Here is a 24,821-nt window from a genome sequence, read left to right on the forward strand (position 1 = left end):
ACCACCCGACAGCCCGGAGGTCCCATGAAAGCACGCCTGCAGTCCCATTTGAAAGCCCATCTCATCCCGTCCATTGCCAGCGCGCTGCTGCTGTGCGCCTGCACCGCTACCCCCACCAAGCCGGAAGCCCCCGTCACCGCCACGCTGGCCAGCGCGATGGCCGACGCCGAGCGCAGTGTCGCCGCCGGCGATGCCGACAGGGCCTACGCGATCCTGAAGAACGCCGGCACGCGCTTCCCGGCCGAGAAGGCGCCGTGGGTGCAGCTGGCACAGCTGAAATTCGACCGCGGCGCCTACGGCGATGCGATCAGCAATGCCATCGAGGCGCTGCAGCGCGATCCGAAGGACCGGCAGGGCAACAGCATCCTGGCCGTGGCCGGCCTGCGGCTGTCGACCAAGGCGGTGGCGGACCTGAGCCAGCAGAACAACCTGGCCGGGCCGCTGCGTACCGAGGCCCAGCAGCTGGCCAACCTGCTGCGCACCACGCTGGGCGAGGACGTGCTGGTACCGAAGCCCGTCAAGCCCGTCACCCCGGCGCGCAAGCCGGCCGGCAGCAACCAGGTGAAGAAAACCACGGCATCCAGCCAACCCAGTGCCGATCCGTTCGGCGCGCTGAAATAGGAGCCACCATGGCAAACGGCGACAGCATACAGAAGCGCCTGAACAAGGTTCGGCCGCCACGGGTGCAGATGACCTACGACGTCGAGATCGGCGACGCCATCGAGAACAAGGAACTGCCGTTCGTGCTGGGCGTGGTGGGCGACTACGGCGGCAATGCGCAGAAGGAGCAGAAGCGGCTGAAGGACCGCCGCTTCGTCAACATCGACAACGACAATTTCGACGAGGTGCTGGCCGGCGTGGAACCGGTGGCGCAGTTCCAGGCGCCGAACCGGCTGACGGGCGACGGCGACCTGGCCGTCGAACTGCACTTCCGCTCGATGGCCGACTTCCGGCCCGAGGCCATCGTCCAGCAGGTCGAACCGCTGGCCCGGCTGCTCGATGCGCGCAGCAAGCTGGCCGACCTGCGCAACAAGCTGGCCGGGAACGACCGCCTGGAAGACATCCTCACCGACGTGCTGCAGAACACCGACCAGCTGGCGAAGCTGAAACCGGCGGCGGAGGAATGACCATGTCCGCACAACTGCAAGCCGCCGGCTACGCGTCCGCGGCAGAAGGCACGGCGCTGCTGGACGAGATCGTCGAACTCAGCAAGGTCGCCAAGTCCAGCGCCGAATTCGCGCGCGCCAAGGACATCATCGGTGAACTGGTGCACCAGGTGCTGGACGGTACCGTGATCGTCTCGCACAACCTGTCGGCCACCATCGATGCGCGCGTCGCGGAACTGGACCGCGTGATCTCCGAGCAGCTGTCCGCCATCATGCATGCGCCGGCCTTCCAGAAGCTGGAGCAGAGCTGGACCGGCCTGCACTACCTGGTGCGCAACACGGCCACGGGACGCGGCCTGAAGATCCGCATGCTGAACGCCACCAAGCGCGAACTGGTGCGTGACTTCCAGAGCGCGCTGGAGTTCGACCAGAGCACCATGTTCAAGAAGATCTACGAAGAGGAATTCGGTACGTTCGGCGGGGCCCCCTACGGCGCTTTGCTGGGCGACTTCGAGATCTCGCGCCAGCCGGAGGACATGTACTTCATCGAGCAGATGTCGCACGTGGCAGCGGCCGCGCACGCGCCGTTCATCAGTGCCGCCGCGCCCGAGCTGTTCGGCCTGGAAGGCTACGCCGACCTGGGCAAGCCGCGCGACTTGGCGAAAGTGTTCGACACGATGGAATACGCGAAGTGGAAGGCGTTCCGCGAATCGGAGGATTCCCGCTACGTGGGCCTGACCCTGCCGCGCTTCCTGGGCCGCCTGCCGTTCAACCCGGTGGACGGCACCACCGTCGACGGCTTCAATTTCGTCGAGGAGGTCGACGGCACCGACCATGCGAAATACCTGTGGTGCAACGCGGCCTATGCGTTCGGCGCCAAGCTGACCAAGGCGTTCGAGGAATTCGGCTGGTGCGCGGCGATCCGCGGCGTCGAGGGCGGCGGGCTGGTGGACGACCTGCCGACCCACACGTTCAAGACCGACGAAGGCGAGATCGCCCTGAAGTGTCCGACGGAGGTGGCCATCACGGACCGGCGCGAGAAGGAACTGTCGGACCTGGGCTTCATCTCGCTGGTGCACTGCAAGAACACGTCGTATGCGGCGTTCTTCGGCGCGCAGTCGACGCAGAAGGCCCGCCGCTACAGCAGCGAAGCCGCCAATGCGAATGCCGTGCTGTCCTCGCAGTTGCAGTACATCTTCGCCGTCTCGCGCATCGCCCACTACATGAAGGCCATGATGCGCGACAAGATCGGCAGCTTCAGTTCGGCGTCCAATGTCGAGGACTTTCTGAACCGCTGGCTGATGCGCTACGTGCTGCTGGACGATAACGCCAGCCAGGAACAGAAGGCGCAGTTCCCGCTGCGCGAGGCGTCGGTGCAGGTGCACGAAGTGGCCGGCCGGCCCGGCGTGTACCGCGCCGTCAGCTTCCTGCGGCCGCACTTCCAGCTCGACGAACTGACCGTGTCGCTGCGCCTCGTCGCGGAGCTGCCGAAGGCCACGAGCTGATTTTCCGATCGCATCACGTCACCCGTTTTTCAACCGCAGAAGAGGAGCACGCAATGGCAATTGACGTCTATCTGTACATCGACGGCATCAAGGGCGAGTCGGCCGACGACCGCCACAAGGACTGGATCGAGTGCAAGTCGGTCAACTGGGGCGTGGAGCAGCCGAAATCGGCCACGTCGTCCACCGGTGGCGGCCACACGGCGGAACGCTGCGAGCACCACGACATCGTCGTCACCAAGCTGGCCGACCTGGCCTCGCCGATCCTGCTGCAGACCTGCTCGGCCGGCCGCACGATCCCGAAGGCGAAGTTCGAGTTCATGCGCGCCGATGCGCAGGGCGAGCGCGTCAAGTACTACGAGATCGAGATCGAGAACGTGCTGATCGGCGCCGTGTCGCCGTCAGTGGAGCAGGGCGACATCCTCACCGAATCGGTCGCGCTGAAGTTCTCGAAGATCCGCTGGCGCTACACGCAGCAGAAGATCTCCGGCGGCGCCGGTGGCAATACCTCGGGTGGCTGGGACCTGGCCGCAAATCGGATCGTGTGAGCGGATCGTCCAAGCGCATCGTCCGACCGCATCCCGCAGCACGTTTGAACCCGTAGGGCGACTTTGGCCGCGGCTTGCCGCGGCTCTTTTTTTGGAGAGTGCCATGCATGCCAATGGACCCGCGCTGTTCGACCGCCTGCTCGGCACGGCCGGCCACGACGGCCCGCAGACGCTGGAACAGCTGAAGGACGCGGTGGCGCGCGACCTGGAAGACCTGCTGAACACGCGCTCGGCCTTGCCGGAAGAACTGCTGGCCGCCTGGCCCGAATGCGCCGCGTCGATCGTCAGCTATGGCCTGCTCGACATCGCCGGCCTGTGCCTGTCCAGCAGCGACGACCGCCGCCGCATCTGCGACAGCCTGCGCCTGGCGATCGAACGCCATGAGCCGCGTCTGCGCCAGGTGCGTGCGCGGGTCGAACTGGCGCCCGGCACCGTCAACCGCATCAACTTCGTCATCACCGGCGTGCTGCTGGGCCCCGGCCTGCAGGAGCCCATCAACTTCGACGCCGTGCTGCAGCCCTCCACGCTGCATTACGCGATCCGCCGCCACCACCGCCAGTCCGACTAAGCCAAGGAGAACACCATGCTCGATATCGACCAGCTGCTCGTACCGATCAGCGTCACGCAGGTCAGCGGCGAGGACCTGAGCTTTTCCACCGAAGTCGACAGCATCGCCCACGCGCGCCGCCACGACGATCCCGCGCTCGACCAGGGCGAATGGGTGGAGACGCTGAAGGAGGCCGACTGGCCGTATGTGGCGAACCACTGCGAGCGGCTGATCCGCTTGCGCAGCAAGGACCTGCGGCTGGCCGTCTGGCTGGCCGAGGCCCATGCGAAGACGCGCCATTTCCGCGGCCTGGGCGATGGCTACGCGCTCTTGGCCGGCCTGTGCGAGCGCTTCTGGGACAGCCTGTATCCCTCGGCCGACGGCGACGACCACGAGCAGCGCGTCGGCAACCTGTTCTGGCTGCTGGCCCGCTCGCCGCAGCTGGTGAAGGAGGTGCCCGTCACCGAGGAAGGCGATATCTGCCTGGCGGACTTCGACGCGGCCCGGCTGCGCGCCGCCAATCCGCAGGGGCCGGACGAGTGGGGCAAGTCGCCCGAGCCGCTGGGCCCCACGGTGGAGGAGCTGGATGCCCGGCGCCGCCGCAACTCGGCCGACTTCAATGTCACGCTGCTGGCCGATGCGCGGTACTGCCTCGCATCGCTCGATGCGCTCGATGCGGCCGTCGACCAGCGCCTCGGCAACGCCGGCCCCAGTTTCGCCGCGGCCCGCGAGGCGCTGCAGCACGCGATCGACTTCATCGGCCTGCTGGCACCGGCAGATACTGTTGAAACGGTCGACAGCGGCGGCGCACCGGTCGCGAAGGCGGCGCGCGGTGACGGCACGATCGCGTCGCGCCAGCAGGCCATCGACCAGCTGCGCCGGGTAGCCGACTACTTCCGCCGCACCGAGCCGCACAGCCCCGTCGCTTATCTTGCCGACAAGGCGGCCAGCTGGGCCGGCATGCCGCTGCATCAATGGCTGCAGGCCGTCGTCAAGGACCAGGGCCAGCTGGCGCAGCTGAACGAGCTGCTGGGTACTGTTGCGTCCGAAACGGAAGGTTAATTGCTCAGCGGCTTTTTTCTTGCAATCTCCCCCGCTTGGCGGCAGACTGGATTCACAACAGGCGGCACCAGAACAACACAGGGAGACAAACATGACGAATCTTCGCATCGGTGCCCGGCTCGGGCTGGGTTTCGCGGTCGTGCTGTTGCTGCTGGCGGCCATGACGGCGGTGGGCGTGCTGCGCATGCAGGGTGCCAGCCGCCTCACCACCGAACTGGTCGACGAACGCGTGCACCACGAGCGCCTGATGGCGGAGTGGACCAAGATCATCGAGGTCAACGCGGCCCGTGCCAATGCGGCCTACCTGGCCGCCGATCCCGCCGAACAGGCGCGCATCGAGGCCGTGATGGCCGAGTCCTCCAAACGCGCCACCGAGATCCAGGACCTGCTGGGCCGCCTCCTCACGGACGAGGCCTCGGTGCGCGGCCACGCAGCCGTGATTGCCGCGCGCCAGAAGTATGTCGCCGTGCGCAAGACGGTGCTGACCGCGAAGCGGGGCGGCGAGATGGCCACCGCCGCGCAACTGTACGCGACGGACCTGAACACCACGCGCGACGAATATCTGGCCGCGCTGACAGCCCTGCTCAAGATCCAGCAGGGCGCGCTCGATGATACCGCGGCCGAGATCCAGGCCAACTACGCGGCCGGCCGCAACCTGCTCATCATGCTGGGCCTCGGCGCCATCGTCGCCGGCGTGCTGCTCGCATGGCGCATCACCCGCACCATCACGGCACCGCTGGCGCAGGCGGTGCTCGTGGCCGAAAGCGTCTCGTCCGGCGATCTCACCAGCACCATCGATACGGCGAGCAGCGATGAAACGGGCCAGCTGATGCGCGCGCTCGAGAAGATGAACGGCAGCCTGAAGACCATCGTGGGCCAGGTGCGCAGCGGCACCGAGACGATCACCGTCGCCTCGTCCGAGATCGCGGCCGGGAACATGGACCTGTCGTCGCGCACGGAGGAGCAGGCCAGCTCGCTGCAGCACACGGCATCGACGATGGAGGAGCTCACTTCCACCGTGCGCCTGAACACGGACAATGCGCGCCAGGCCCGCGAGCTGGCCCATGGCGCGGCGCAGATCGCCGGGCAGGGCGGGGCGGTGGTGGCCGACGTGGTGCGCACGATGAACGACATCAATGCCTCGTCCGGCCGCATCGTCGACATCATTGCCGTCATCGACGGCATCGCGTTCCAGACCAATATCCTGGCCCTGAATGCCGCCGTCGAAGCGGCGCGCGCCGGTGAACAGGGCCGCGGCTTCGCGGTCGTTGCTTCCGAAGTGCGGGCACTGGCGGCACGGTCGGCTGCCGCGGCGAAGGAAATCAAGGAACTGATCGGCGACTCGGTGCTGAAGGTGCAGGCTGGCAGCGCGCTGGTGGACCGGGCCGGCACCACGATGGACGACATCGTGGCCGCCATCGGGCGCGTGTCGCAGATCATCGGCGAGATCGCCAACGCCAGCGCCGAACAGCAGTCCGGCATCGAGCAGGTCAACGATTCGCTCACGCAGATGGACCAGGTGACGCAGCAGAATGCGGCGCTGGTCGAGGAAGCGGCAGCGGCGGCGGCGGCCATGCAGGACCAGGCCGTGCGGCTGGCCGGTGCGGTGGCGGTGTTCCGCCTCGACACGCTGGTGCCGGTGCGGCGCCATTCGGATCACGCGCTGGCACTGACCTAACGCGGCAACGCCGGCTACAATGCCGGCATGAACGACGTGATCCGGCGCCCCCAATGCATCACCTGCCTGCGGCCCGCGAGCCACTGCATCTGCGGCTGCATCCGGCCAGTGGATGACGCAGGCACCGGCCGCGCCCCGGTGCTGATCCTGCAGCATCCGCTGGAAGTGACCAATGTGAAGAATAGCGCGCGGCTGCTGCATCTGTGCCTGCCCGGCAGCACGCTGGTGACCGGCGAGGCATTCGAGCCGGCGGCGCTGGCAGCGCTGCTGGCCGGCCCGCGCCGTGCGGTGCTGCTGTATCCCGACACGCCGGGCGACCGTTCGCTTGGCATCGCGCCGCCCCCGACCTACGAACCGGCCGATGCGGAGGAGTTGCTGCTGGTGGTGCTGGATGCCACGTGGCGCAAGAGCCGCAAGATGCTGTACCTGAATCCCGCCTTGCAGGCATTGCCCCGGCTGGCGTTGCAGGACGTGCCGCCATCGCGCTACCTGGTCCGGAAAGCGCATGCACCGGGCCAGCTGTCCACGCTGGAGGCCACGGCCTATGCACTGGCGCAGATCGAAGCGGATGAGAAAAAGTTCGCGCCGCTGATCGACGCATTCGACTGTTTCGTCGGCCGTTTGCAGGCGGCCGAAGCGGCCCACCGGCACGCAGGCTAGGCCAGCAGCTTCAGCCCCGGTGGCAGTGCGTCGCCGAACATGCGCTGTTCGCTGGCCTGGTCCAGTTCCACCACCTGCCGCACCATCGCGCTCCACGTGGCCGGCGCGCCGACCGCCGTCATGCGCGCCAGGATCTGTTCACGCAATGCCGGCGCGATGTCGCGCGAGCGGTCGCCCGTCATGCGCGCCAGGTGGGCGGCCGCGAAGCCGGCCGGTTCGATCTTCTTCCAGTCCAGTTTCAGCAGCGACTCCAGCCAGTTCTGCACGTCCTGCACCGGGGCCACTTCGTGCGCGCTGCCATGGAAGGGATGCCGCGCGCCGACGCGGCCGAGCGCCCACAGGTAGCGCGTAAAGGAAGCCAGCGTGCGCGCATCGAACTTCGGGCCGGACACCGGCAGCGCGTTCACCTTGCCGATCATCCAGTTGCCGATCTCCGCCTTGTAGGCGGCCGGGATGCGTTCCAGCGAGGCGCCCAGGCGCAGCATGTCTTCCTCGCCGCCGTCGACCAGCGTGGCGGGACGGCGGCCGCGCTCGGACGCATCCGCTTGCAGGTTGAACGCGAAATCGTCCAGCAGCCGCAGCTGCGCTTCGGTGGCCAGGCCGCCGGCCACGCGGCGCCACAGGGTCCACCACTCGCCGCGCACCTGGCCATCCTTGAAGTATTGCGCGCCGCTGTCGAACAGGGCCCACAGCTGGCCGATGCGCCAGTCGTCCAGCGGCGCGCCGAAGCCGGGCCGCAGGCACCAGCCGGCCAGGTTCAGCCACACGCGCTCGTGCTCGGGCGAACGCCGGCGGCCCTTGGCGCGCGCCATCAGCGCATCGAACAGATGGCGCAATAACGGCGTCGGCCATTTCTCGCGGCTGCCCAGCAGGTGTTCCAGCTGGCTGCGCAATTGGCGCACCTCCTTGCCCTCCACCTGCAGGGTGCGGGTGCCGAAGATGCGGTCGATCTTCTCGACGGCGTCGGCATAGCGCGCTGGCGGCACTTCCGGCGGTTCTTCGGCCTCGTCTTCGCCGCGCAGCTGGAATTCGAGCAGCCAGCGCTGGCCGCTCGCTTCGTCCACGCAGTGCACTTCCAGCGTGCCCAGCTCGGACAGTGCCGCGGCCAGCCGCACCGGAATCTCCTTCATCACGCGGCTATCGCCCGCCTTCAGTACCGTCGAGACGGTGGGCAGTGCAACGAAGTCGGCCGGGTCGAGTTCGGCCAGGTCGCCGGCGCCATGGCGCAGGTCGGTGACGGTGGAGACGAGGTGGAAGCGCACCGGCCGGCCCAGGCGCAAGCCGAAGCTGCGTTCCTTCAGCGTGACCTCGATGCCCGGCTGCGCACCGCGCGGCAGCAGGCAGACGGCCCGCCGCTTCACGCCCGGTGCCTTGTCGCCATCGAGCAGCAGGTAGTAGCTGCGCGGCGAACCGCCGCCGATCGACGGCGCCAGTCCCTGCCGCGCCAGGCCGTAGGCCACGCCGCCACGGGCCACGGCCACGTCCGGATCGTCGTTGTGCAGGAGGCGCAGCGGCGCGCCGCGCCAGCCGGCCAGCGTGTCGGCCAGCCGCTGCGCCAGTGCGTCGGCGCGGAACACGCCGCCGTTCAGCAGCAGCGCATCGGGAACGGGCAAGCTGCCGTCGTCTTCAATGCCGAGTGCGGCCCGCGCCGCCGCGGCATGCTGGCGCAGGAAGCTGGCCAGGTGGCGCGTGACGGCCGCATCGCTGGCATACGGCAGGCCGAATTCGACGATGCCGCCGCGCGTGCGTCTTGCCTCGGCCTGTTCGGCGTTCAGGGGGAAGAAACCATCCACGACGATCTGGCGCACGTCGTCCCGTGTGAGCATCACGGAACGGCTGCCGCCGATCAGCTTCGAGCCGCTGCCCAGCAGGGTCACGGCCACCTGTTCCGGACCACCGGCGGCCAGCAGCTGTTCCTTCGCGGCGCGGCAGCGTTCCGTCAGCTGCGCCAGCCGCCCGGCCGACAGACGTTGCGGCGTTTCGGCTGCTGCATTCGATGATGATGAAAGGCGCGTCTCCACCAGATGCGCCAGCGCCAGGTCCATATTGTCGCCGCCGAGGATCAGGTGGTTGCCCACGCCGATCCGCTCCAGCACCGGCTCGCCATGTTCCAGCGTGACCTTGACCAGCGAGAAATCGGTGGTGCCGCCGCCCACGTCGGCCACCAGCACCAGCTTCACGCCGGCCAGATGTTCGGCGAGTGCCGTGCGATGGCGGTACAGCCAGTCGTACAGCGCGGCCTGCGGTTCCTCGACGAGGCGCAGCGCCGTGCCGTGGCCCTGCAGGCCGGCCAGCCGCGCCGCTTCCAGCGTCAGCGCACGCGCGCCTTCGTCGAACGACGCGGGCACAGTCAGCACGATCTGCTGGCGTTCCAGGGGATAGTCGGGGAATCGGGTATTCCACGCGCCGCGCACATGCGCCAGGTAGCTGGCGCTGGCGGCCACCGGCGAGACTTTTGGCACGCCCTCGTCGGCGCCCCAGGGCAGGATGGCTGCGGTGCGGTCCACGCCCGGATGCGACAGCCAGCTTTTCGCACTACCGACCATGCGGCCCGGTACCTGCGCGCCGCGCGTGCGGGCCAGGCGGCCGACGATGACGTCCGCAACGCCGGCCACGTCGCGCTGCAGCCAGGGCAGCTGCAACTCGCCCGGCGCCAGTTCGCCTTCCGCAGGGTGATAGCGGGTGGACGGCAGCAGCAGCGCGCCGTGCACCTCGCCGGGCGCCGTCAGCTGGTCGATCCCGAACAGCGCCACGTCGGCACTGTGCGGCGCCGCGTAGGCCAGCACCGTGTTGGTGGTGCCCAGATCGATGCTGACGAGGTAGGGCGTCATTACCCTTCGGCGCCGCCGCGCACGTCGAACTCGACCTTCCAGCGCTGCCCGTCATTGGCAACCGCCAGCAGCTCCAGCGTGCCCGCTTCCGTTGCATGGGCATGCAGGCGCACCTGCACCACGTCGCCCGGCGTGCGGCCTTCGGGCGAGAGCGTGGCCTGGATCTCGTTCAGTTCCACCAGCTCGTCCGGACCCCAGAAATCGAGCACGGTGCCGATCGCGTCCTGGCGGCGCGTGGAGGAGCCGAAGAAGCGGAAGTGCACCGGCTCGCCGACGACCAGGCCGAATTCCTGGGCCGGCAGTTCCAGCTCGCTGCCTTCCTCCATGCCGAACGGTGCCACGCACAGCGCCTGGATCGGCGGCTCCATGCCGGGGATGGCCGGCATGGACGATTCGATGGCCACGTAGTAGGAACGGGCCGTGCCGCCGCGGATGCGCACGCCGGTGCCACGGCGCGCGTAGCTGTAGTACGCGGCGCCACGCGCCACGGCCAGGTCCAGGTCCGCGCCGCCCAGCATGCGGGCCGGCTCGGCGCCTTCCATGTACAGCCAGTCGTTGATCGTGTCGAGCACGCGCCCCGCCAGCAGGGCGGACTTGAACACGCCGCCATTGAACAGGATCGCGCTCGGGTGCAGGAAGGAGTGGTCCGGGTTCAGGCGGTCGGCAAAGCCCGCCAGTTCGGCCGTCGCGCCTTTCTGGCGGCCCAGGAAGGCGGCCAGGTGGCGCGTGATGGCCGCATCCTGCGCATACGGCAGGCCTAGTTGCGTCAGGCCGGCGCGGGTGCGCACGGCGGGGCGCGCGGTCGCTTCCACTTTCGGGAAGAAGCCGTCCGTGATGAAGGTGGTGACTTCGTCGCGCGTGAGCTCCGTGCGGATCGAACCGCCGATCAGCTTCGAGCCGCGGCTCGGCACCACGATCGGCCAGGTCTCGGCGCTGGCATCGGCCAGCAGGTGTTCCTTGGCGGCGCGGCAGCCGTAGGTGAGGGCGCGCAGCTGCCAGGCATCGAGCTGCGTGCCGTTCTGGGCCAGCTTGCGGGCGACCAGGTGGGCCAGGGCGAGATCCATATTGTCGCCGCCCAGCAGGATGTGGTCGCCCACCGCCACGCGGTGCGGCTCCAGCACGCCATCGCGCTCCAGGATGGCGATCAGCGAGAAGTCGCTGGTGCCGCCGCCCACGTCGACGACGAGGATGATGTCGCCCGGCCTGACTTCCTTGCGCCAGCGGCCTTGGCTGCCCTGGATCCAGCTGTACAGCGCGGCCTGCGGTTCTTCCAGCAGCGTGACGGCTTCGTAGCCGGCGGTGCGTGCCGCTTCGGCGGTCAGCTCGCGCGCGGCCGGATCGAACGATGCCGGGATCGTCACCGTCACGGACTGCTGCGTGAACGGCGCGTCCGGATGGGCCGCATCCCAGGCCTTGCGCAGGTGCGACAGGTAGCGCGTGGACGCTTCCAGCGGCGACACGCGCTGCACTTCTTCCGGCGCATCGTTGGGCAGGATCGCGGCGCGGCGATCCACGCCCGGGTGGCACAGCCAGCTCTTGGCGCTCGAGACGAGGCGGATCGGCGTGGTGGCGCCGCGCGCGCGGGCCATCTCGCCGGCGACCGCGGTTTCGCCGTCGGTGGACCATGGCAGCACCAGGTCGCCCTGGGCCAGTTCGTCCGGATGCGGCAGGTACAGGAAGGATGGCAGCAGCGCCAGGTCTTCCACGGTGCCCGGTGCCGTCAGCTGGGGGATGCCCAGCACGGACTGCTGCGTCCTTTCGCCATCGCTGGCGGCCAGGTCGACATACGACAGCGCGCTGTGCGTGGTGCCCAGGTCGATGCCGATGGCGTAGCGCGGTTCCGCGCCGCCGTTGTTCGCGTCATGGTTCACAATGTCATTCAGTGCTTCGCTCACAGCTCCACCTCGGCCGGTGCCAGGATCTTCGCATCGTGCGCTTCGGCCAGCTTCGGCAGGCGCACGCCCGTGGCGCGCCAGCCGCGGTGGCTCAGCGTGCCCGTGAACGGCGCCCTGCCGACCACGTTGCCCGTCAGGCGCACGCTGGCGGCATCGAAGCCTTCGTCCAGCGTCACGCGGCTGCCTTCGGCCTCGGTGCGCACCGCCTCGATCGTGAAGTGCTCCTTGAGGACCTTGCCGCAGCCTTCATGCACGACGCGGGCGGCGGCGCCGATGTCGGCATCCGAATACCCGGCCAGGTTCTCCTGCGTGAAGTCGATCAGGCGCGCTTCGCGCTGCAGCAGCGACAGCAGTTGCAGGGCGGCGTCCGGCGTGGCTTCGCGCAGTGGCACAGGGGGCGTGAATGCGGGTGGGGCGACTGGCGCAGGGGCAGGGGCCGGTGCCGGCGCTGGCGCGCTCACGGGGCCGACCTGGTCATTCTGGTAACGTCCGGCGAATTCGGCATTGCCCAGCGTGCGGAAGAATGCGCTGAAGGCGAGGGGAATCCTGGCCAGGAAGGACGGAGTAGTTGTGCTCATTTTTGCTCTTGAAAATGGGCGTCCGGCGGTGGGCGGACGCGGAAGGGCGCATCATACCAGTTGGCGAACTGCCAAGGCACGCACGGCGGTTGCGGGGCGCGGCCAACCGGTCTAGAATACTGGATATATATACAGTATTCGTCGCCATCCCTCCCATGACCCGCCCTTTCAATCACGAGCACGAGCACGAGCCCGAGCACGATCGCGACCCGCAAGCCGAACAGGTGATGATCCCGCCGCGCTCCCTGAAAGCGCAGAAGGGGCGCGGCGCCGTCACGAACCTGCAGGGGCGTTACGAGGTGGACGTGCGCGAGTCCTTCGACGACGGCTGGGAGCACGAGGAAGAGGCGCCGAAGGTCTGGCGCACCCACGTGACGGAGGAAACGGCACGTACCATCCTGTCGCGCAACCAGTCGCCGGACATTCCGTTCGGCGTGTCGCTGAACCCGTACCGGGGATGCGAGCATGGCTGCATCTATTGCTTCGCGCGGCCGTCGCACGCCTACCTGGGTCTGTCACCGGGGCTCGATTTCGAGAGCAGGCTGTATGCGAAGACGAATGCCGCGGAACTGCTGCGCAGCGAGCTGTCCAGGCCCGGTTACCAGGTCGAGTCGATCGCGCTGGGCGTCAACACGGATGCCTACCAGCCGATCGAGCGCGAGCTGCAGCTCACGCGCCGCGTGCTGGAAGTGCTGCAGGAATGCGACCACCCGGTGGGGCTGATCACCAAATCGTCGCTGATCGAACGCGATATCGACATCCTCGCGCCGATGGCGGCCAGGCGCCTCGCCTCCGCCGCGATCACCATGACCACGCTCGATCCCCACATTGCCCGCACGCTGGAGCCGCGTGCCGCCGCCCCGGCGCGCCGCCTGCGCACGATCCGCACGCTGGCCGAGGCGGGCATTCCGGTCGGCGTCAGCATCGCGCCGATCATCCCGTTCGTCACCGAGCCCGATATCGAACGCATCGTCGAGGCGGCGTTCGAAGCCGGCGCATCGCGCGTCAGCTACGTCGTGCTGCGGCTGCCGTGGGAAGTCGCGCCGCTGTTCCGCGACTGGCTGGAAGCGCACTTCCCGGACCGCGCCGCGCGCGTGATGAACCGCGTGCGCGACATGCGCGGCGGGAAGGACTACGACGCCAGCTTCGGCTCGCGCATGCACGGGGAGGGCGTGTGGGCGGACCTGATCCGCCAGCGCGTGGAGAAGGCCATCGCGCGCCACGGCATGGCGGGGCGGGGCAGCTTCAAGTCGATGGATTGCAGCCTGTTCAGGCGCCCGCTGGTGGTGCCACCGCTCGGCGCCAAGGCGAAGCGGGCCGCGGCGGCGGGGCAGATGGACCTGTTCTGACGACCGGCAGGTCAGCCGGCCGTGCGGGCCAGATGCGCCTCGATCGCAAACACGTGTTCATCCTCGTGCCCCAGCTCGCGCAGCGCCTGCGCCAGGTGCAGCAGGTAGTCCGCATTCGGTCCGCTCGGGCCATGCGCGGTGGCGATCTGGCGGGCGATGTCGCGCTCCGGGGCTGCGCCGAGGAAGGCGGCATTGTCCTGCCGCGCAATGTAGACGAGACCGAGCACGCTGCCGCCGCCATCGAAGACGATGTCGATCGGCACGCGCAGGTAGCCGTTCTTTTCGCGGTGATCGAGGTGGGCGAATTCTTCCGGCGTGACGAGGTAGGCCATGCCGTGGCAGGTGGCGCCCTCCTGCGGCACGAGCGTCACGACGCGGCCCGGTGCCTCGGGCGTGCCGCGGTGGTCGTGCGAGCCCTGCCAGAAGCGCCGCACCCAGCCGGCGATGCTGGCCGGGCGGCGTTCGAGGAACGGGAAATCGGCCTTCCAGATCAGCGAGCCATAGCCGAACAGCCACACGCTGTGGTGGCCGTCGAACAGGTCCATGGAACGGTTGATGGCGCTGGTATCGAGGGACATGGAGCGCAGCAGGCAAAGAGTCGATTATAGGACAGCCGGCGGTTCCGCACCGGCAGTGCCGGCATCGTGGCGCAGGCTCGCCAGCACGGTGCCGGCGCCGGCATCGTGGCACGGCGCGCCCGCTGCGGATGGCGCCAGCGAAGGGCTGCTGCTGCTCCACCAGATGCTGGCCACCACGCCTCGGCCGCGGGCAGGCGCCGGCGGCGCATGCGGGTCACCCTTCGGCCAGCGCCTGCAGGTCGATCGCGCTGACGGGTTTGGCGAGGTGGGCGGAAAAACCTGCCGCGGCGGCCCGTTCCCGGTCGGCCTGCTGGCCGTAGGCAGTGAGGGCGACCAGGCGGGTGTGCTGCAGGTGCGGGCGGCGCCGCAGTTCCGCCGCCAGCTCGTAGCCGTCCATGCCGGGCAGGCCGATGTCGAGGATGGCCAGGTCCGGCGTCAGCGTGTCCGCCAGGCGCAGCGCACTGGCCGGATCGGGCACCGCATGCACCTCGTGGCCGCGCAGTTCCAGCAGTTCGCGCAGCGAGTCCAGGACGTCCGGGTTGTCGTCCACCAGCATGATGCGGCTGCGTACCGCGGCCGGCGGCATGGCTGCGACCTCCGGGGAGTCCGCATCGGCATGGCCATCCGCGCACGGTACGCGCACCTCGAACACGCTGCCCTGGTCGGCGCCATCGCTGCGCGCCTGCACGCTGCCGCCATGCAGGGCGACGATGCTGCGCACGATCGCCAGCCCCAGCCCCAGGCCGCCGCGCGAGCGGTCCAGCGCCTGGCGCTCCTGCACGAACTTGTCGAACAGCTGCGACAGCATCTCGCGGTTGATGCCGATGCCGTTGTCGCTGACGGCGATGACGATCTCGCCGCCTTCGCGCCAGGCGCGCAGCGCGATGTCGCCGCCGTTGTTGGTGTACTTGGCCGCATTCGTCAGCAGGTTGGACAGCACCTGCACGAAGCGCACCGGATCGGCATCGACTTCCATGCCGGATGCGGGCACGTCGAGCGTGAGCCGGTGGCTGCGTTCCTCCAGCAGCGGGCTGGCCGTTTCCACCGCGCGCGTGACCAGTCCCGCCAGTTCCACGCGCTCGCGGCGCAGCTCGAACTTGCCCTGGGCGATGCGCGCCACGTCCAGCAAATCGTCGACCAGGCGCACCAGATGGCTGGCCTGGCGCTGGATGACGGCGTGCTCCTTCTCGATGCCCGGCACTTTTTTCAGCCGCATCAGTTCCAGCGCCACCAGGATCGGCGACAGGGGATTGCGCAGCTCGTGGCCCAGCATGGCCAGGAACTCGTCCTTGGCGCGGTTCGCCACTTCGGCATCGCGGCGCGCCCGCACCAGCGCCGTCACTTCGAAGGACACGATGGCCACGCGGTCGATGCGGCCGGCCGCATTGCGTACCGGCTGGTGCACGTAATCGAAGAAGCATTCCTCCGCGCTGCCGCCGGTGCCGCGCGCCAGCATCACGCGCCGGGCCGTGCCGGTGGCCGGCTCGCCGCTCGCCAGCACGCCTTCCAGCTCCTCGAAGATGCCCTGGTCGGCCAGTTCCGGCAATGCCTGGCGCATCGGCATGCCCTGCACCTCGCGCCAGCCGATCAGCTCCGCATACAGTTCATTGACGGATTCGAACACGAGGCTGGGGCCGCGCAGGATGGCGATCGCCGCCGGTGCCTGCATGAACACTTCCGCCATGCGTTCCGCGTGTTCGCGCTCCACCTGGCGGATGCGGTTGCGGATCAGCTGGGAGTCGATGCGCGTGAGCAGTTCGCGCGCGGAGAACGGCTTGACGAGGTAATCGTCGGCGCCCGCGTTCAGGCCCTCGATGCGGGCTTCCTCGCCAGCGCGGGCGGACAGCAGCAGCACCGGCGTGTCGTGCAGCGTGTCGTCGGCGCGCAGCGCGGCGATCAGGCCGAAACCATCCAGGCCCGGCATCATCACGTCCGACACGATCAGGTCCGGCCGTTCGCGGTAGGCCGCTTCCAGCGCCGCGTAGCCATCCGCGACGGCCGTCACGCGCCAGCGCTGGCGCAGCAGGCGTTCCAGGTAGCCGCGCATGTCCGCGTTGTCGTCCACCACCAGCACGTGGGCGCCGTGCGACAGCAGGTCGTGGTCGTCGTCCTCCGCCGCCACCTCGGCAGGCAGCCAGCGCCGTGCTTCCGCCGTGTAGGCCTGCAGCGTGGCGGCCGATGGCGCGCCGTCGGTGCGCGTGGCGATGTGGTCCTCCGGCAGGTGGGCGCGGCCCAGCGGCAGCGTCACGGTGAAGGCGGTGCCGGTGCCGTGTTCGCTGCGCACGGCGATCTCGCCATGGTGCAGGTCCACCAGGTCGCGCACCAGCGCAAGGCCGATGCCGGAGCCTTCGTGCGAGCGCGACCGGGCGCCTTCCACGCGCTGGAAGCGTTCGAAGATGGTGGCCAGGTGGGCGGCCGGAATGCCCACGCCGCTGTCCTGCACTGTCAGCACGGCATGATGGTCCTGCTGCCGCAGCGTGACGGCAATGCCGCCATCGAAGGTGAACTTGAACGCGTTCGACAGCAGGTTCAGCACGATCTTTTCCCACATCGAGGCGTCGACCCAGGCACTCACGGCCAGCGGCGGGCAATCGACCGTCAGCGTCAGGCCGGCGCTCTCGACGATCGAGCGGAAGCCGCTGGCCAGGTCGCCCGTCAGCGCGGCCAGGTCCACCTCGGCGTACGAGGCCTGCATGCGGCCGGCCTGCACGCGCGAGAAATCGAGCAGCGTGTTGACGAGCTTCTGCAGCCGCAGCGCATTGCCGTGGGCCAGTTCCAGGCGGCTGCGGTGGGCTGCCGGCAGGGGCGTCGCGGCATCGGCCAGGGCATCCTCGACGGGGCCCAGCATCAGTGTCAGCGGCGTGCGGAATTCGTGGCTCACGTTCGAGAAGAACATCGTCTTGGCGCGGTCCAGTTCCGCCAGTGCTTCGGTGCGGCGGCGCTGTTCCTCGGCCGCCGTGGCGTTCTGCAGCGCGGCGGCCACCTGGCCGGCCACCAGCTCGAAGAAGGTACGGTATTCGGTGTCGAGCCGCCGCGCCGGATTCACGCCCAGCACGAGCACGCCCGCGGTGGATTTCGCCGCGGCGCTCCGGCCGGGATACACCAGCGGCAGTGCGATGGCCTGCCGGATCTCCTGCGACGCCAGGCCGGTCGGCAAGCCGGCCAGCGCGGCGACATTGACGACGACCGGTGCGCTGCCCTCGCACACGTCGCGCAGCGGCCACGGGCCGGTGTCGCCCTCCAGTGGCACGGCGGCAGGCGCCAGGCCGGCGGACGGCGGCAGGTGCACGGCCCCCTGCAGCAGGGCGGTGCCGCCCGCGTCGTCGAGCAGGTAGAGCAGGGCGAACGGCATGTCCTGCGGATTGCGGGCGATGGTGGCCATGGCCGTTTCGCTGGCGCTGGCCACGCTGTCCTCGCGCAGCGCGGCCGCCGACAGCGCGGACAGCGAAGCGAGGCGGCGCGTGTTCAGGTTGCTCGCCGTGACATTCGTCGACGGGCAGAACAGGCCGCCCACGCCGCCCGATTCGTCGACGATCGGGCTGTACGAGAACGAATACCAGGTTTCTTCCAGATAGCTGCCGCGGTTCATGAACAGCTGCACGTTCGCCACGTAGGTGGCCTCGGCCTGCTGGAAGACCTTGTCGGCCAGCGGTCCGCAGAAATCCCAGATCTCGGCCCAGACCTCGGCAGCCGGCAGGCCCAGGGCCCACGGGTGCTTGGCGGCGCTCAGCACCTCCACATAGGCGTCGTTGTACAGGAAGATGGCATGCGGGCCCCAGCCGATCCAGAGCGGATGGCTGGAATTGAGCATCAGGCTGACGGTCGTGCGCAGGCTCTGTGGCCATCCGGTCAATGGACCGAGCGGCGTGGTGGACCAGTCGTGTTCGGCAATCAGCCGGCCCATCTCGCCGGGTGCGGCCAGGAAACTCAGGTGGGCTGGCAGGTGGGGGCGCGCTGGCAGTTGGTGCTCCGTCAAGGCGGTCTCCGTCTCAGGTGCCAGTCGAAATAATACCAGCGGCAGCAATCTTGATAATAAGTTACTTTACGTGACACCGTTACGCCAGACAAGGGCGCACGATTGCCTGTCCAGTCACGCCGGGCGATTATAGGGCAACCATAGGGTATTCGCCTGACAACAGTGTTGCTTTCCGGATGCGTTGACAGCACGCCAGGCGCGCCCGATACTTTCCCCGCCGATTCTCCAGCCCCGCCATGGCATCCACCATCCTCTTACCGATCCGCAAGGAATGCCCGCCCGGGGCCTGTGTCTGCGAGCGCGAACTGCTCGAGGCGGACCCCGCTGCCGACAAGCGCGTGCTGCGCCTGACGCGCGAGGAAGAGAAGCGGCTGATCGCACGCATCGAGGCGATCGCCAGCTATGAAGAGCTGTTACGGCTGGGCCAGCGGCTGAACGACAACCTCGGTGTCACCCTCAGTATCGCGCCCGGTCCGAACGAGGTGCGCACCGTGCGCGGCTTCGCGATCGAGCTGGCGCCGCGCCCCGGCCTGTGCCGCAAGACGCGCCAAGCCGTGCCGGCCGCCATCCGCCGCTGCCTGGATGCCCATCCCGACATCGCCTACGCCATCCTGGACGCGCACGACCTGTTCGGCCCGCGCTGACCTTCTTGTTGCAGTGCTTTCAGTCCATTGCCGGCGGCGGACGCGCGCCGGCCGGGCAGTCATGCTGCATTGCAAAGAAAATCGGGAGGCGGCAGGCAAGCTTTTTTCAAAGCTGGTATACTTGACTAAATCGTTCAACTAATAAGGGTTTTATTCGTTGCTCGCCGGGAGTTTCGCAAGAGATCCAGTGGAGCCCGCGATTTTACCCCAGTTGCCGTCCGGCTTGCATAGCGAGGGGCGGATGGACGAACCCGATGGCTGATGAAGAGGTTGTAATGCGTCTGACTACGAAAGGCCGTTTTGCCGTGACCGCGATGATCGACCTGGCGATGCGCCAGGGCAAGGGTCCCGTCACGCTCTCTGGCATCAGCCAGCGCCAGGCCATCTCGCTGTCCTACCTGGAGCAGCTGTTCGGCAAGCTGCGCCGCCACGAGATCGTCGAATCGATCCGCGGCCCGGGCGGCGGCTACAGCCTGGCCCGCAAGGCGGACAAGGTGACGGTGGCGGACATCATCATCGCCGTCGACGAGCCGCTCGATGCCACGCAGTGCGGCGGCAAGGAAAACTGCCACGGCGCCGATGCCGCGGCCGGCGTGCGCTGCATGACCCACGAGCTGTGGGCCACGCTGAACGAAAAGATGGTCGATTACCTGGACTCGGTCTCGCTGCAGGACCTGGTGGACCAGCAAAAACAGAAGAACGCCGAGCCAAGCGTGGTGGTCATGCACCGCAACCACGCCGTCGGATAAGCAAGGCTAAACCACACGCTGCAAAGCATTGGAGTGATACAGATGAACGCCCCTGAACAAAACGTCGCCAAGGTTGCCCCGGTCGATTTCAAGACCGCGCCGCACTTCCCGATCTACATGGACTACTCGGCCACCACGCCGATCGATCCACGCGTCGCGGACAAGATGATCCCGTACCTGCGCGAGCAGTTCGGCAATCCCGCCTCGCGCAGCCACATGTACGGCTGGACGGCGGAAGCGGCCGTGGAAGAGGCGCGCGGCCACGTGGCGGCGCTGATCAACGCCGACCCGCGCGAAATCATCTGGACCTCCGGCGCCACCGAGAGCAACAACCTGGCGATCAAGGGTGCGGCGCAGTTCTACAAAACCAAGGGCAAGCACATCATCACGGTCAAGACGGAGCACAAGGCCGTGCTGGACACCGTGCGCGAGCTGGAACGCCAGGGCTTCGAAGCAACCTACCTGGACCCGCAGGACAATGGCCTGATCACCGTCGAGCAGCTGGCTGCGGCCGTGCGTCCGGACACGATCCTGGTCTCCGTCATGCTGGTCAATAACGAGATCGGCGTGGTCCAGCCGGTCGGCGAGATCGCCGCCTTCTGCCGCAGCAAGGGCATCATCTTCCATTGCGACGCGGCCCAGGCCACCGGCAAGGTGGTGATCGACGTGCAGGCCCTGAAGGTCGACCTGATGACGTTCACGGCGCATAAAACGTATGGCCCGAAAGGCATCGGCGCGCTGTACGTGTGCCGCAAGCCGCGCGTGCGCATCGAAGCACAGATGCACGGCGGTGGCCACGAGCGCGGCCTGCGTTCCGGCACGCTGCCGGTGCACCAGATCGTCGGCATGGGCGAAGCGTTCCGCCTGGCCAAGGTCGAGATGGACGACGAGATCGCCCGCATCCGCGCGCTGCGCGACCGCCTGGCCAAGGGCCTGCAGGAGATCGAAGAGGTCTACATCAACGGCGACATGGATCACCGCGTGCCCCACAACCTGAACGTCTCGTTCAACTACGTGGAAGGCGAGTCGCTGATCATGGCCGTGAAGGACCTGGCCGTGTCGTCCGGTTCGGCCTGCACCTCGGCCAGCCTGGAGCCCTCGTACGTGCTGCGCGCCCTGGGCCGCAGCGACGAACTGGCGCACAGCTCGATCCGCTTCACGATCGGCCGCTTCACGACGGAACAGGACATCGACTTTGCCGTGGAACTGATGAAGTCGAAGGTGGGCAAGCTGCGCGAACTGTCGCCGCTGTGGGACATGTTTAAGGAAGGGATCGACATCAATTCGATCCAGTGGGCCGCGCACTGAGCGCGCCAATAACGAATCCAACGAATCTATCAGGAGCACAAAATGGCTTATTCGGACAAAGTACTCGATCACTACGAAAACCCGCGCAACGTGGGCGCCTTTGAAAAGGGCGACGACACCGTGGGTACCGGCATGGTCGGCGCGCCGGCCTGCGGCGACGTGATGAAACTGCAGATCAAGGTCGGTGCCGACGGCCTGATCGAAGACGCGAAATTCAAGACCTACGGCTGCGGCTCGGCGATCGCATCCAGCTCGCTGGTGACCGAATGGGTCAAGGGCAAGTCGCTGGACGAAGCGCTGGCCATCAAGAACACGCAGATCGCCGAAGAACTGGCGCTGCCACCGGTAAAAATTCACTGCTCGATCCTGGCGGAAGATGCCATCAAGGCAGCAGTGAGCGACTACAAGGCCAAGCACGCGGCTTGAGCCGTGGTTGAGCTGAAGCGATAACGGTGCCCGCGGTGCGGGTGCCGACGATGGAGGAAATGGCATGGCAATCACCCTGACCGAAAAAGCAGCAAAGCACATCTCCCGCTACATCGAACGGCGCGGCAAGGGCATCGGCCTGCGCTTCGGCGTGCGCACGACGGGCTGCTCGGGGCTGGCCTACAAGCTGGAGTATGTCGACGACGTGGCCGATGAGGACAGCGTGTTCGAATCGCACGGCGTGAAGGTGTTCGTGGATCCGAAAAGCCTGCCGTACATCGACGGCACGGAGCTGGACTTCGCCCGCGAAGGCCTGAACGAGGGCTTCAAGTTCCACAATCCGAACGAGAAAGACAACTGCGGCTGCGGCGAGAGTTTCCGCGTTTGACCTTCCGCGTTTGATGTGCCGCGCCCAGTCGCATCTCCGTCTTCTTCTTCATTTCACACCGTGCAGAATCACTTCGAGCTATTCCACCTGCCGCAGCAGTTCGCCATCGACGCGGCCGCGCTGGACGCCGCCTACCGCGAAGTCCAGGGCCGCGTGCATCCCGATAAATTCGTGAACGCCACGGACGCCGAAAAGCGCGTGGCGATGCAGTGGGCCACCCGCGCCAACGAGGCGTACCAGACCCTCAAGGCCCCGCAGAAGCGTGCGCAGTACCTGTGCGAACTGAATGGGGTCGATCTGCAGACCGAATCGAACACGGCGATGCCGATGGCCTTCCTGATGCAGCAGATGGAATGGCGCGAGGAGCTGGCCGAGGCGCGCGCCGGCAAGGATGGCGACGCGCTCGACCGCCTCGACACGCAACTGCGGGCCACGCGCAAATCGCAACTGAAGGACATCGCGGCGCAGCTCGATGCCGGTGACTTCACGGCCGCCGCCCAGGGCGTGCGTGCGCTGATGTTCCTCGACAAATTCGGCGACGAAGTGAGCTTTGCGCGCGACGCCATCGAAGTGTAATCGGGGCTCGGCCAGCGTCCGTCGTCGCCCGGCCTCACGTCCATCCCCGGCTCCACGTTCATCACTGGCTCCACGATCACCACCGGCTCCACGTTCATCACCGGCTCTACGTCCAAAACAACAACAGGTTTCACATGGCTCTCCTGCAAATTTCCGAACCGGGCATGTCCACGGCACCGCACCAGCACCGGCTGGCGGTCGGGATCGACCTGGGCACGACGAACTCGCTGGTCGCCACCGTGCGCTCGTCGATCCCCGAAGTGCTGAACGACGAGGACGGCCGCCCGCTGCTGCCGTCCGTCGTGCGCTACCTGCCGAACGGCCACGCCCATATCGGCTACAAGGCGCAGGCTGCACAGACGGTTGATCCGAAGAACACGGTCGTCTCCGTGAAGCGTTTCATGGGCCGCGGCCTGAAGGACATCGCGTACGCGGAAAACCTGCCGTACGATTTCGTGGATGCGCCCGGGATGGTGCAATTGAAGACGGTGGCCGGCATCAAGAGCCCGGTCGAGACGTCCGCACAGATCCTCGCAACGCTGCGCCAGCGCGCCGAGGATGCACTGGGCGACGACCTGGTCGGCGCCGTCATCACCGTGCCGGCGTACTTCGACGACGCCCAGCGGCAGGCCACCAAGGACGCGGCCCAGCTGGCCGGCCTGAACGTGCTGCGCCTGCTGTCCGAACCGACCGCCGCCGCGATCGCGTATGGCCTCGACAACGGCTCGGAAGGCCTCTTCGCCGTCTACGACCTGGGCGGCGGCACGTTCGACATCTCGATCCTGCGCCTGTCGAAAGGCGTGTTCGAAGTGCTTTCCACCGGCGGCGATTCCGCGCTGGGCGGCGACGACTTCGACCACCGCCTGTTCTGCTACATCCACGAACAGGAAAAACTGGCGCCCTTGAACGACGAAGACACCGCCGTGCTGATGGTGAAGGCGCGCGAAGCGAAGGAGCTGCTGTCGACCAAGGCCGAAGTGATCGTCGATGCCAGCCTGTCGTCCGGCGAGAACGTGCACCTGAAGGTCACGGCCGAGAAATTCGTCGAGATCACGAAGCACCTCGTCGCCAAGACGATGAACGCGGTGAAGAAAGCGCTGCGCGATGCGAACGTGGATGCCGACGATGTCGATGGCGTGGTGATGGTGGGCGGCGCCACGCGCATGCCGCACGTGCAGCGCGCCGTGGGCGAGTACTTCCACACGATCCCGCATGCGAACATCGATCCGGACAAGGTGGTGGCGCTGGGCGCCGCCATCCAGGCCAATCTGCTGGCCGGCAATCGCGCCGCCGGCGACGACTGGCTGCTGCTGGACGTGATTCCGCTGTCGCTGGGCATCGAGACGATGGGCGGCCTGGTCGAGAAGATCATCCCGCGCAACTCGACGATCCCGTGCGCCCGCGCGCAGGAATTCACCACCTTCAAGGATGGCCAGACGGCGCTGGCCGTGCACGTGCTGCAGGGCGAGCGCGAGCTGGTGTCCGACTGCCGTTCGCTGGCCCGCTTCGAGCTGCGCGGCATCCCGCCGATGGCGGCCGGCGCGGCACGCATCCGCATCACCTACCAGGTCGATGCGGATGGCCTGCTGAGCGTCTCGGCCCGCGAGCTGCGCTCGAACGTGGAGGCCTCCATCACGGTCAAACCGTCGTACGGCCTGGGCGACGACGACGTGGCGCGCATGCTGCAGGATTCGTACAGCGCCGCCGCCAGCGACATGCAGGCCCGCGCGATGCGCGAGGAACAGGTCGAGGCCGAACGCATCCTGCTGGCCACCCAGTCGGCGCTGGACGAGGATGCGAACCTGCTGTCGGCTGAGGAACGCGCCGATGTCGACGTGCTCATGCAGAAGACACGCGACGTGGTCGCGCAGTCGCAGGCCGGCGCCGTCGACCATGGCGCCGTGAAGGCGGCCGTGGAAGCGCTGGCGCACGGCACCGAGGAATTCGCCTCGCGCCGCATGGACCGCAGCGTGCGCAGCGCACTGGCCGGCAAGTCGCTGGACCAGGTGTAACAGCCAGCTTGCCCAGCAGTTTGCCTGCCCAGCTCGCCCAAGAACAATCATTCAGAGGTCATACCGTGCCACAAATCGTCATCCTGCCCCACGCAAAGTTGTGCCCCGAAGGCGCCGTCATCGAAACCGAAGCGGGCAAGTCCGTCTGCGATGTCCTGCTGGACAACGACATCCATATCGAGCACGCCTGCGAAAAATCGTGCGCCTGCACCACCTGCCACATCATCGTGCGGGAAGGCTTCGCATCGCTGAACGAGGCGACCGAAACGGAAGAAGACCTGCTGGACAAGGCCTGGGGCCTGGAAGCGCAGTCGCGCCTGTCGTGCCAGGCGATCGTGGCCGAGGAAGACCTGGTCGTCGAGATTCCGAAGTACACCATCAACCACGCCAGCGAAGGCAGCCACTGAC

23 protein-coding genes are annotated in these 24,821 nt (G+C 67.7%); 17 read left to right on the top strand and 6 right to left on the bottom strand.

Translation table 11 applies throughout. The features are described from left to right. The first annotated feature begins 24 nt into the window (after positions 1–24). The 8 genes from IP91_RS11320 to IP91_RS11355 all read left to right on the top strand — a co-directional run bounded on the left by IP91_RS11320 (position 25) and on the right by IP91_RS11355 (position 7,103). Positions 25–621, top strand: a complete 597-nt coding sequence (locus IP91_RS11320) for a tetratricopeptide repeat protein (protein ID WP_229474260.1) — start codon at positions 25–27, stop codon at positions 619–621. Positions 622–629: 8 nt separating this feature from the next. Then, positions 630–1,127, top strand: a complete 498-nt coding sequence (gene tssB / locus IP91_RS11325) for a type VI secretion system contractile sheath small subunit (protein WP_145649067.1) — start codon at positions 630–632, stop codon at positions 1,125–1,127. Positions 1,128–1,129: 2 nt separating this feature from the next. Further along, the gene (tssC, locus tag IP91_RS11330) at positions 1,130–2,611 is read left to right on the top strand and encodes a type VI secretion system contractile sheath large subunit (protein ID WP_145649068.1); all 1,482 of its coding nucleotides are present in this window, start codon (positions 1,130–1,132) and stop codon (positions 2,609–2,611) included. A gap of 53 nt (positions 2,612–2,664) precedes the next feature. Then, a complete protein-coding gene (locus IP91_RS11335; RefSeq protein ID WP_145649069.1) occupies positions 2,665–3,156 on the top strand; it encodes an Hcp family type VI secretion system effector in 492 nt (163 codons plus the stop codon). Positions 3,157–3,259: 103 nt separating this feature from the next. Beyond that, positions 3,260–3,724 carry a type VI secretion system baseplate subunit TssE gene (gene tssE, locus IP91_RS11340; protein WP_145649070.1) on the top strand — a complete coding sequence of 155 codons (465 nt, stop codon included), beginning with the start codon at positions 3,260–3,262 and terminating at the stop codon, positions 3,722–3,724. Positions 3,725–3,739: 15 nt separating this feature from the next. Further along, a complete protein-coding gene (gene tssA, locus IP91_RS11345; protein WP_145649071.1) occupies positions 3,740–4,765 on the top strand; it encodes a type VI secretion system protein TssA in 1,026 nt (341 codons plus the stop codon). Positions 4,766–4,856: 91 nt separating this feature from the next. Next, entirely contained in the window at positions 4,857–6,443 is a 1,587-nt protein-coding gene (locus IP91_RS11350; protein ID WP_145649072.1) for a methyl-accepting chemotaxis protein, read from the top strand. 27 nt (positions 6,444–6,470) lie between these two features. Next, positions 6,471–7,103, top strand: a complete 633-nt coding sequence (locus tag IP91_RS11355) for a tRNA-uridine aminocarboxypropyltransferase (RefSeq protein WP_145649073.1) — start codon at positions 6,471–6,473, stop codon at positions 7,101–7,103. Here IP91_RS11355 and IP91_RS11360 read toward each other — a convergent pair. From IP91_RS11360 to IP91_RS11370, 3 genes are read right to left on the bottom strand one after another with little or no spacing between them, the layout of a single operon-like run. After that, positions 7,100–9,934, bottom strand: a complete 2,835-nt coding sequence (locus IP91_RS11360; RefSeq protein WP_145649074.1) for an Hsp70 family protein — start codon at positions 9,932–9,934, stop codon at positions 7,100–7,102. The genes IP91_RS11355 and IP91_RS11360 overlap by 4 nt on opposite strands. Beyond that, positions 9,934–11,805, bottom strand: coding sequence for an Hsp70 family protein (locus IP91_RS11365; protein ID WP_145649287.1), 1,872 nt, complete (start codon positions 11,803–11,805; stop codon positions 9,934–9,936). Before IP91_RS11365 ends, IP91_RS11360 begins: the two co-directional genes overlap by 1 nt. A 20-nt stretch (positions 11,806–11,825) precedes the next feature. Next, positions 11,826–12,407, bottom strand: a complete 582-nt coding sequence (locus IP91_RS11370) for a DUF2760 domain-containing protein (protein ID WP_145649075.1) — start codon at positions 12,405–12,407, stop codon at positions 11,826–11,828. A 155-nt stretch (positions 12,408–12,562) separates the two neighbouring features. Between IP91_RS11370 and IP91_RS11375 the strand changes: the two genes are divergently transcribed. Further along, entirely contained in the window at positions 12,563–13,756 is a 1,194-nt protein-coding gene (locus IP91_RS11375) for a PA0069 family radical SAM protein (RefSeq protein WP_371860614.1), read from the top strand. Positions 13,757–13,767: 11 nt separating this feature from the next. Here the strand turns inward: IP91_RS11375 and IP91_RS11380 are convergent, their stop codons facing one another. From IP91_RS11380 to IP91_RS11385, 3 genes are read right to left on the bottom strand one after another with little or no spacing between them, the layout of a single operon-like run. Next, positions 13,768–14,334 (bottom strand): gamma-glutamylcyclotransferase, encoded by a 567-nt coding sequence (locus tag IP91_RS11380; RefSeq protein ID WP_145649076.1) that lies wholly within the window; start codon positions 14,332–14,334, stop codon positions 13,768–13,770. A gap of 24 nt (positions 14,335–14,358) precedes the next feature. Further along, positions 14,359–14,508, bottom strand: coding sequence for a hypothetical protein (locus IP91_RS26020; RefSeq protein WP_158643128.1), 150 nt, complete (start codon positions 14,506–14,508; stop codon positions 14,359–14,361). 40 nt (positions 14,509–14,548) lie between these two features. Continuing rightward, entirely contained in the window at positions 14,549–18,310 is a 3,762-nt protein-coding gene (locus tag IP91_RS11385) for an ATP-binding protein (RefSeq protein WP_199754574.1), read from the bottom strand. Positions 18,311–18,546: 236 nt separating this feature from the next. Between IP91_RS11385 and IP91_RS11390 the strand changes: the two genes are divergently transcribed. From IP91_RS11390 to fdx, 8 genes are all read left to right on the top strand, one after another. Beyond that, entirely contained in the window at positions 18,547–18,954 is a 408-nt protein-coding gene (locus IP91_RS11390; RefSeq protein ID WP_145649077.1) for a hypothetical protein, read from the top strand. Positions 18,955–19,229: 275 nt separating this feature from the next. Continuing rightward, entirely contained in the window at positions 19,230–19,703 is a 474-nt protein-coding gene (gene iscR / locus IP91_RS11395) for a Fe-S cluster assembly transcriptional regulator IscR (protein WP_145649078.1), read from the top strand. Positions 19,704–19,745: 42 nt separating this feature from the next. Next, positions 19,746–21,011, top strand: coding sequence for an IscS subfamily cysteine desulfurase (locus tag IP91_RS11400; RefSeq protein WP_145649079.1), 1,266 nt, complete (start codon positions 19,746–19,748; stop codon positions 21,009–21,011). Positions 21,012–21,053: 42 nt separating this feature from the next. Beyond that, a complete protein-coding gene (gene iscU, locus IP91_RS11405; protein ID WP_145649080.1) occupies positions 21,054–21,437 on the top strand; it encodes a Fe-S cluster assembly scaffold IscU in 384 nt (127 codons plus the stop codon). A 64-nt stretch (positions 21,438–21,501) separates the two neighbouring features. Continuing rightward, positions 21,502–21,825: an iron-sulfur cluster assembly protein IscA gene (gene iscA, locus IP91_RS11410; protein ID WP_145649081.1), complete on the top strand. Its 324-nt coding sequence runs from the start codon at positions 21,502–21,504 to the stop codon at positions 21,823–21,825. A gap of 60 nt (positions 21,826–21,885) precedes the next feature. Continuing rightward, positions 21,886–22,401, top strand: coding sequence for a Fe-S protein assembly co-chaperone HscB (hscB, locus tag IP91_RS11415; RefSeq protein WP_145649082.1), 516 nt, complete (start codon positions 21,886–21,888; stop codon positions 22,399–22,401). 134 nt (positions 22,402–22,535) lie between these two features. Next, on the top strand, positions 22,536–24,413 hold the full coding sequence (hscA, locus tag IP91_RS11420; RefSeq protein ID WP_145649083.1) for a Fe-S protein assembly chaperone HscA: 1,878 nt from the start codon (positions 22,536–22,538) through the stop codon (positions 24,411–24,413). Between the two features lie 65 nt (positions 24,414–24,478). Continuing rightward, positions 24,479–24,820 (top strand): ISC system 2Fe-2S type ferredoxin, encoded by a 342-nt coding sequence (fdx, locus tag IP91_RS11425; RefSeq protein WP_145649084.1) that lies wholly within the window; start codon positions 24,479–24,481, stop codon positions 24,818–24,820. The last annotated feature ends 1 nt before the right edge of the window (position 24,821 follow it).

The organism is Pseudoduganella lurida (assembly GCF_007830455.1).
Taxonomy (GTDB): Bacteria; Pseudomonadota; Gammaproteobacteria; order Burkholderiales; family Burkholderiaceae_D; genus Rugamonas; species Rugamonas lurida.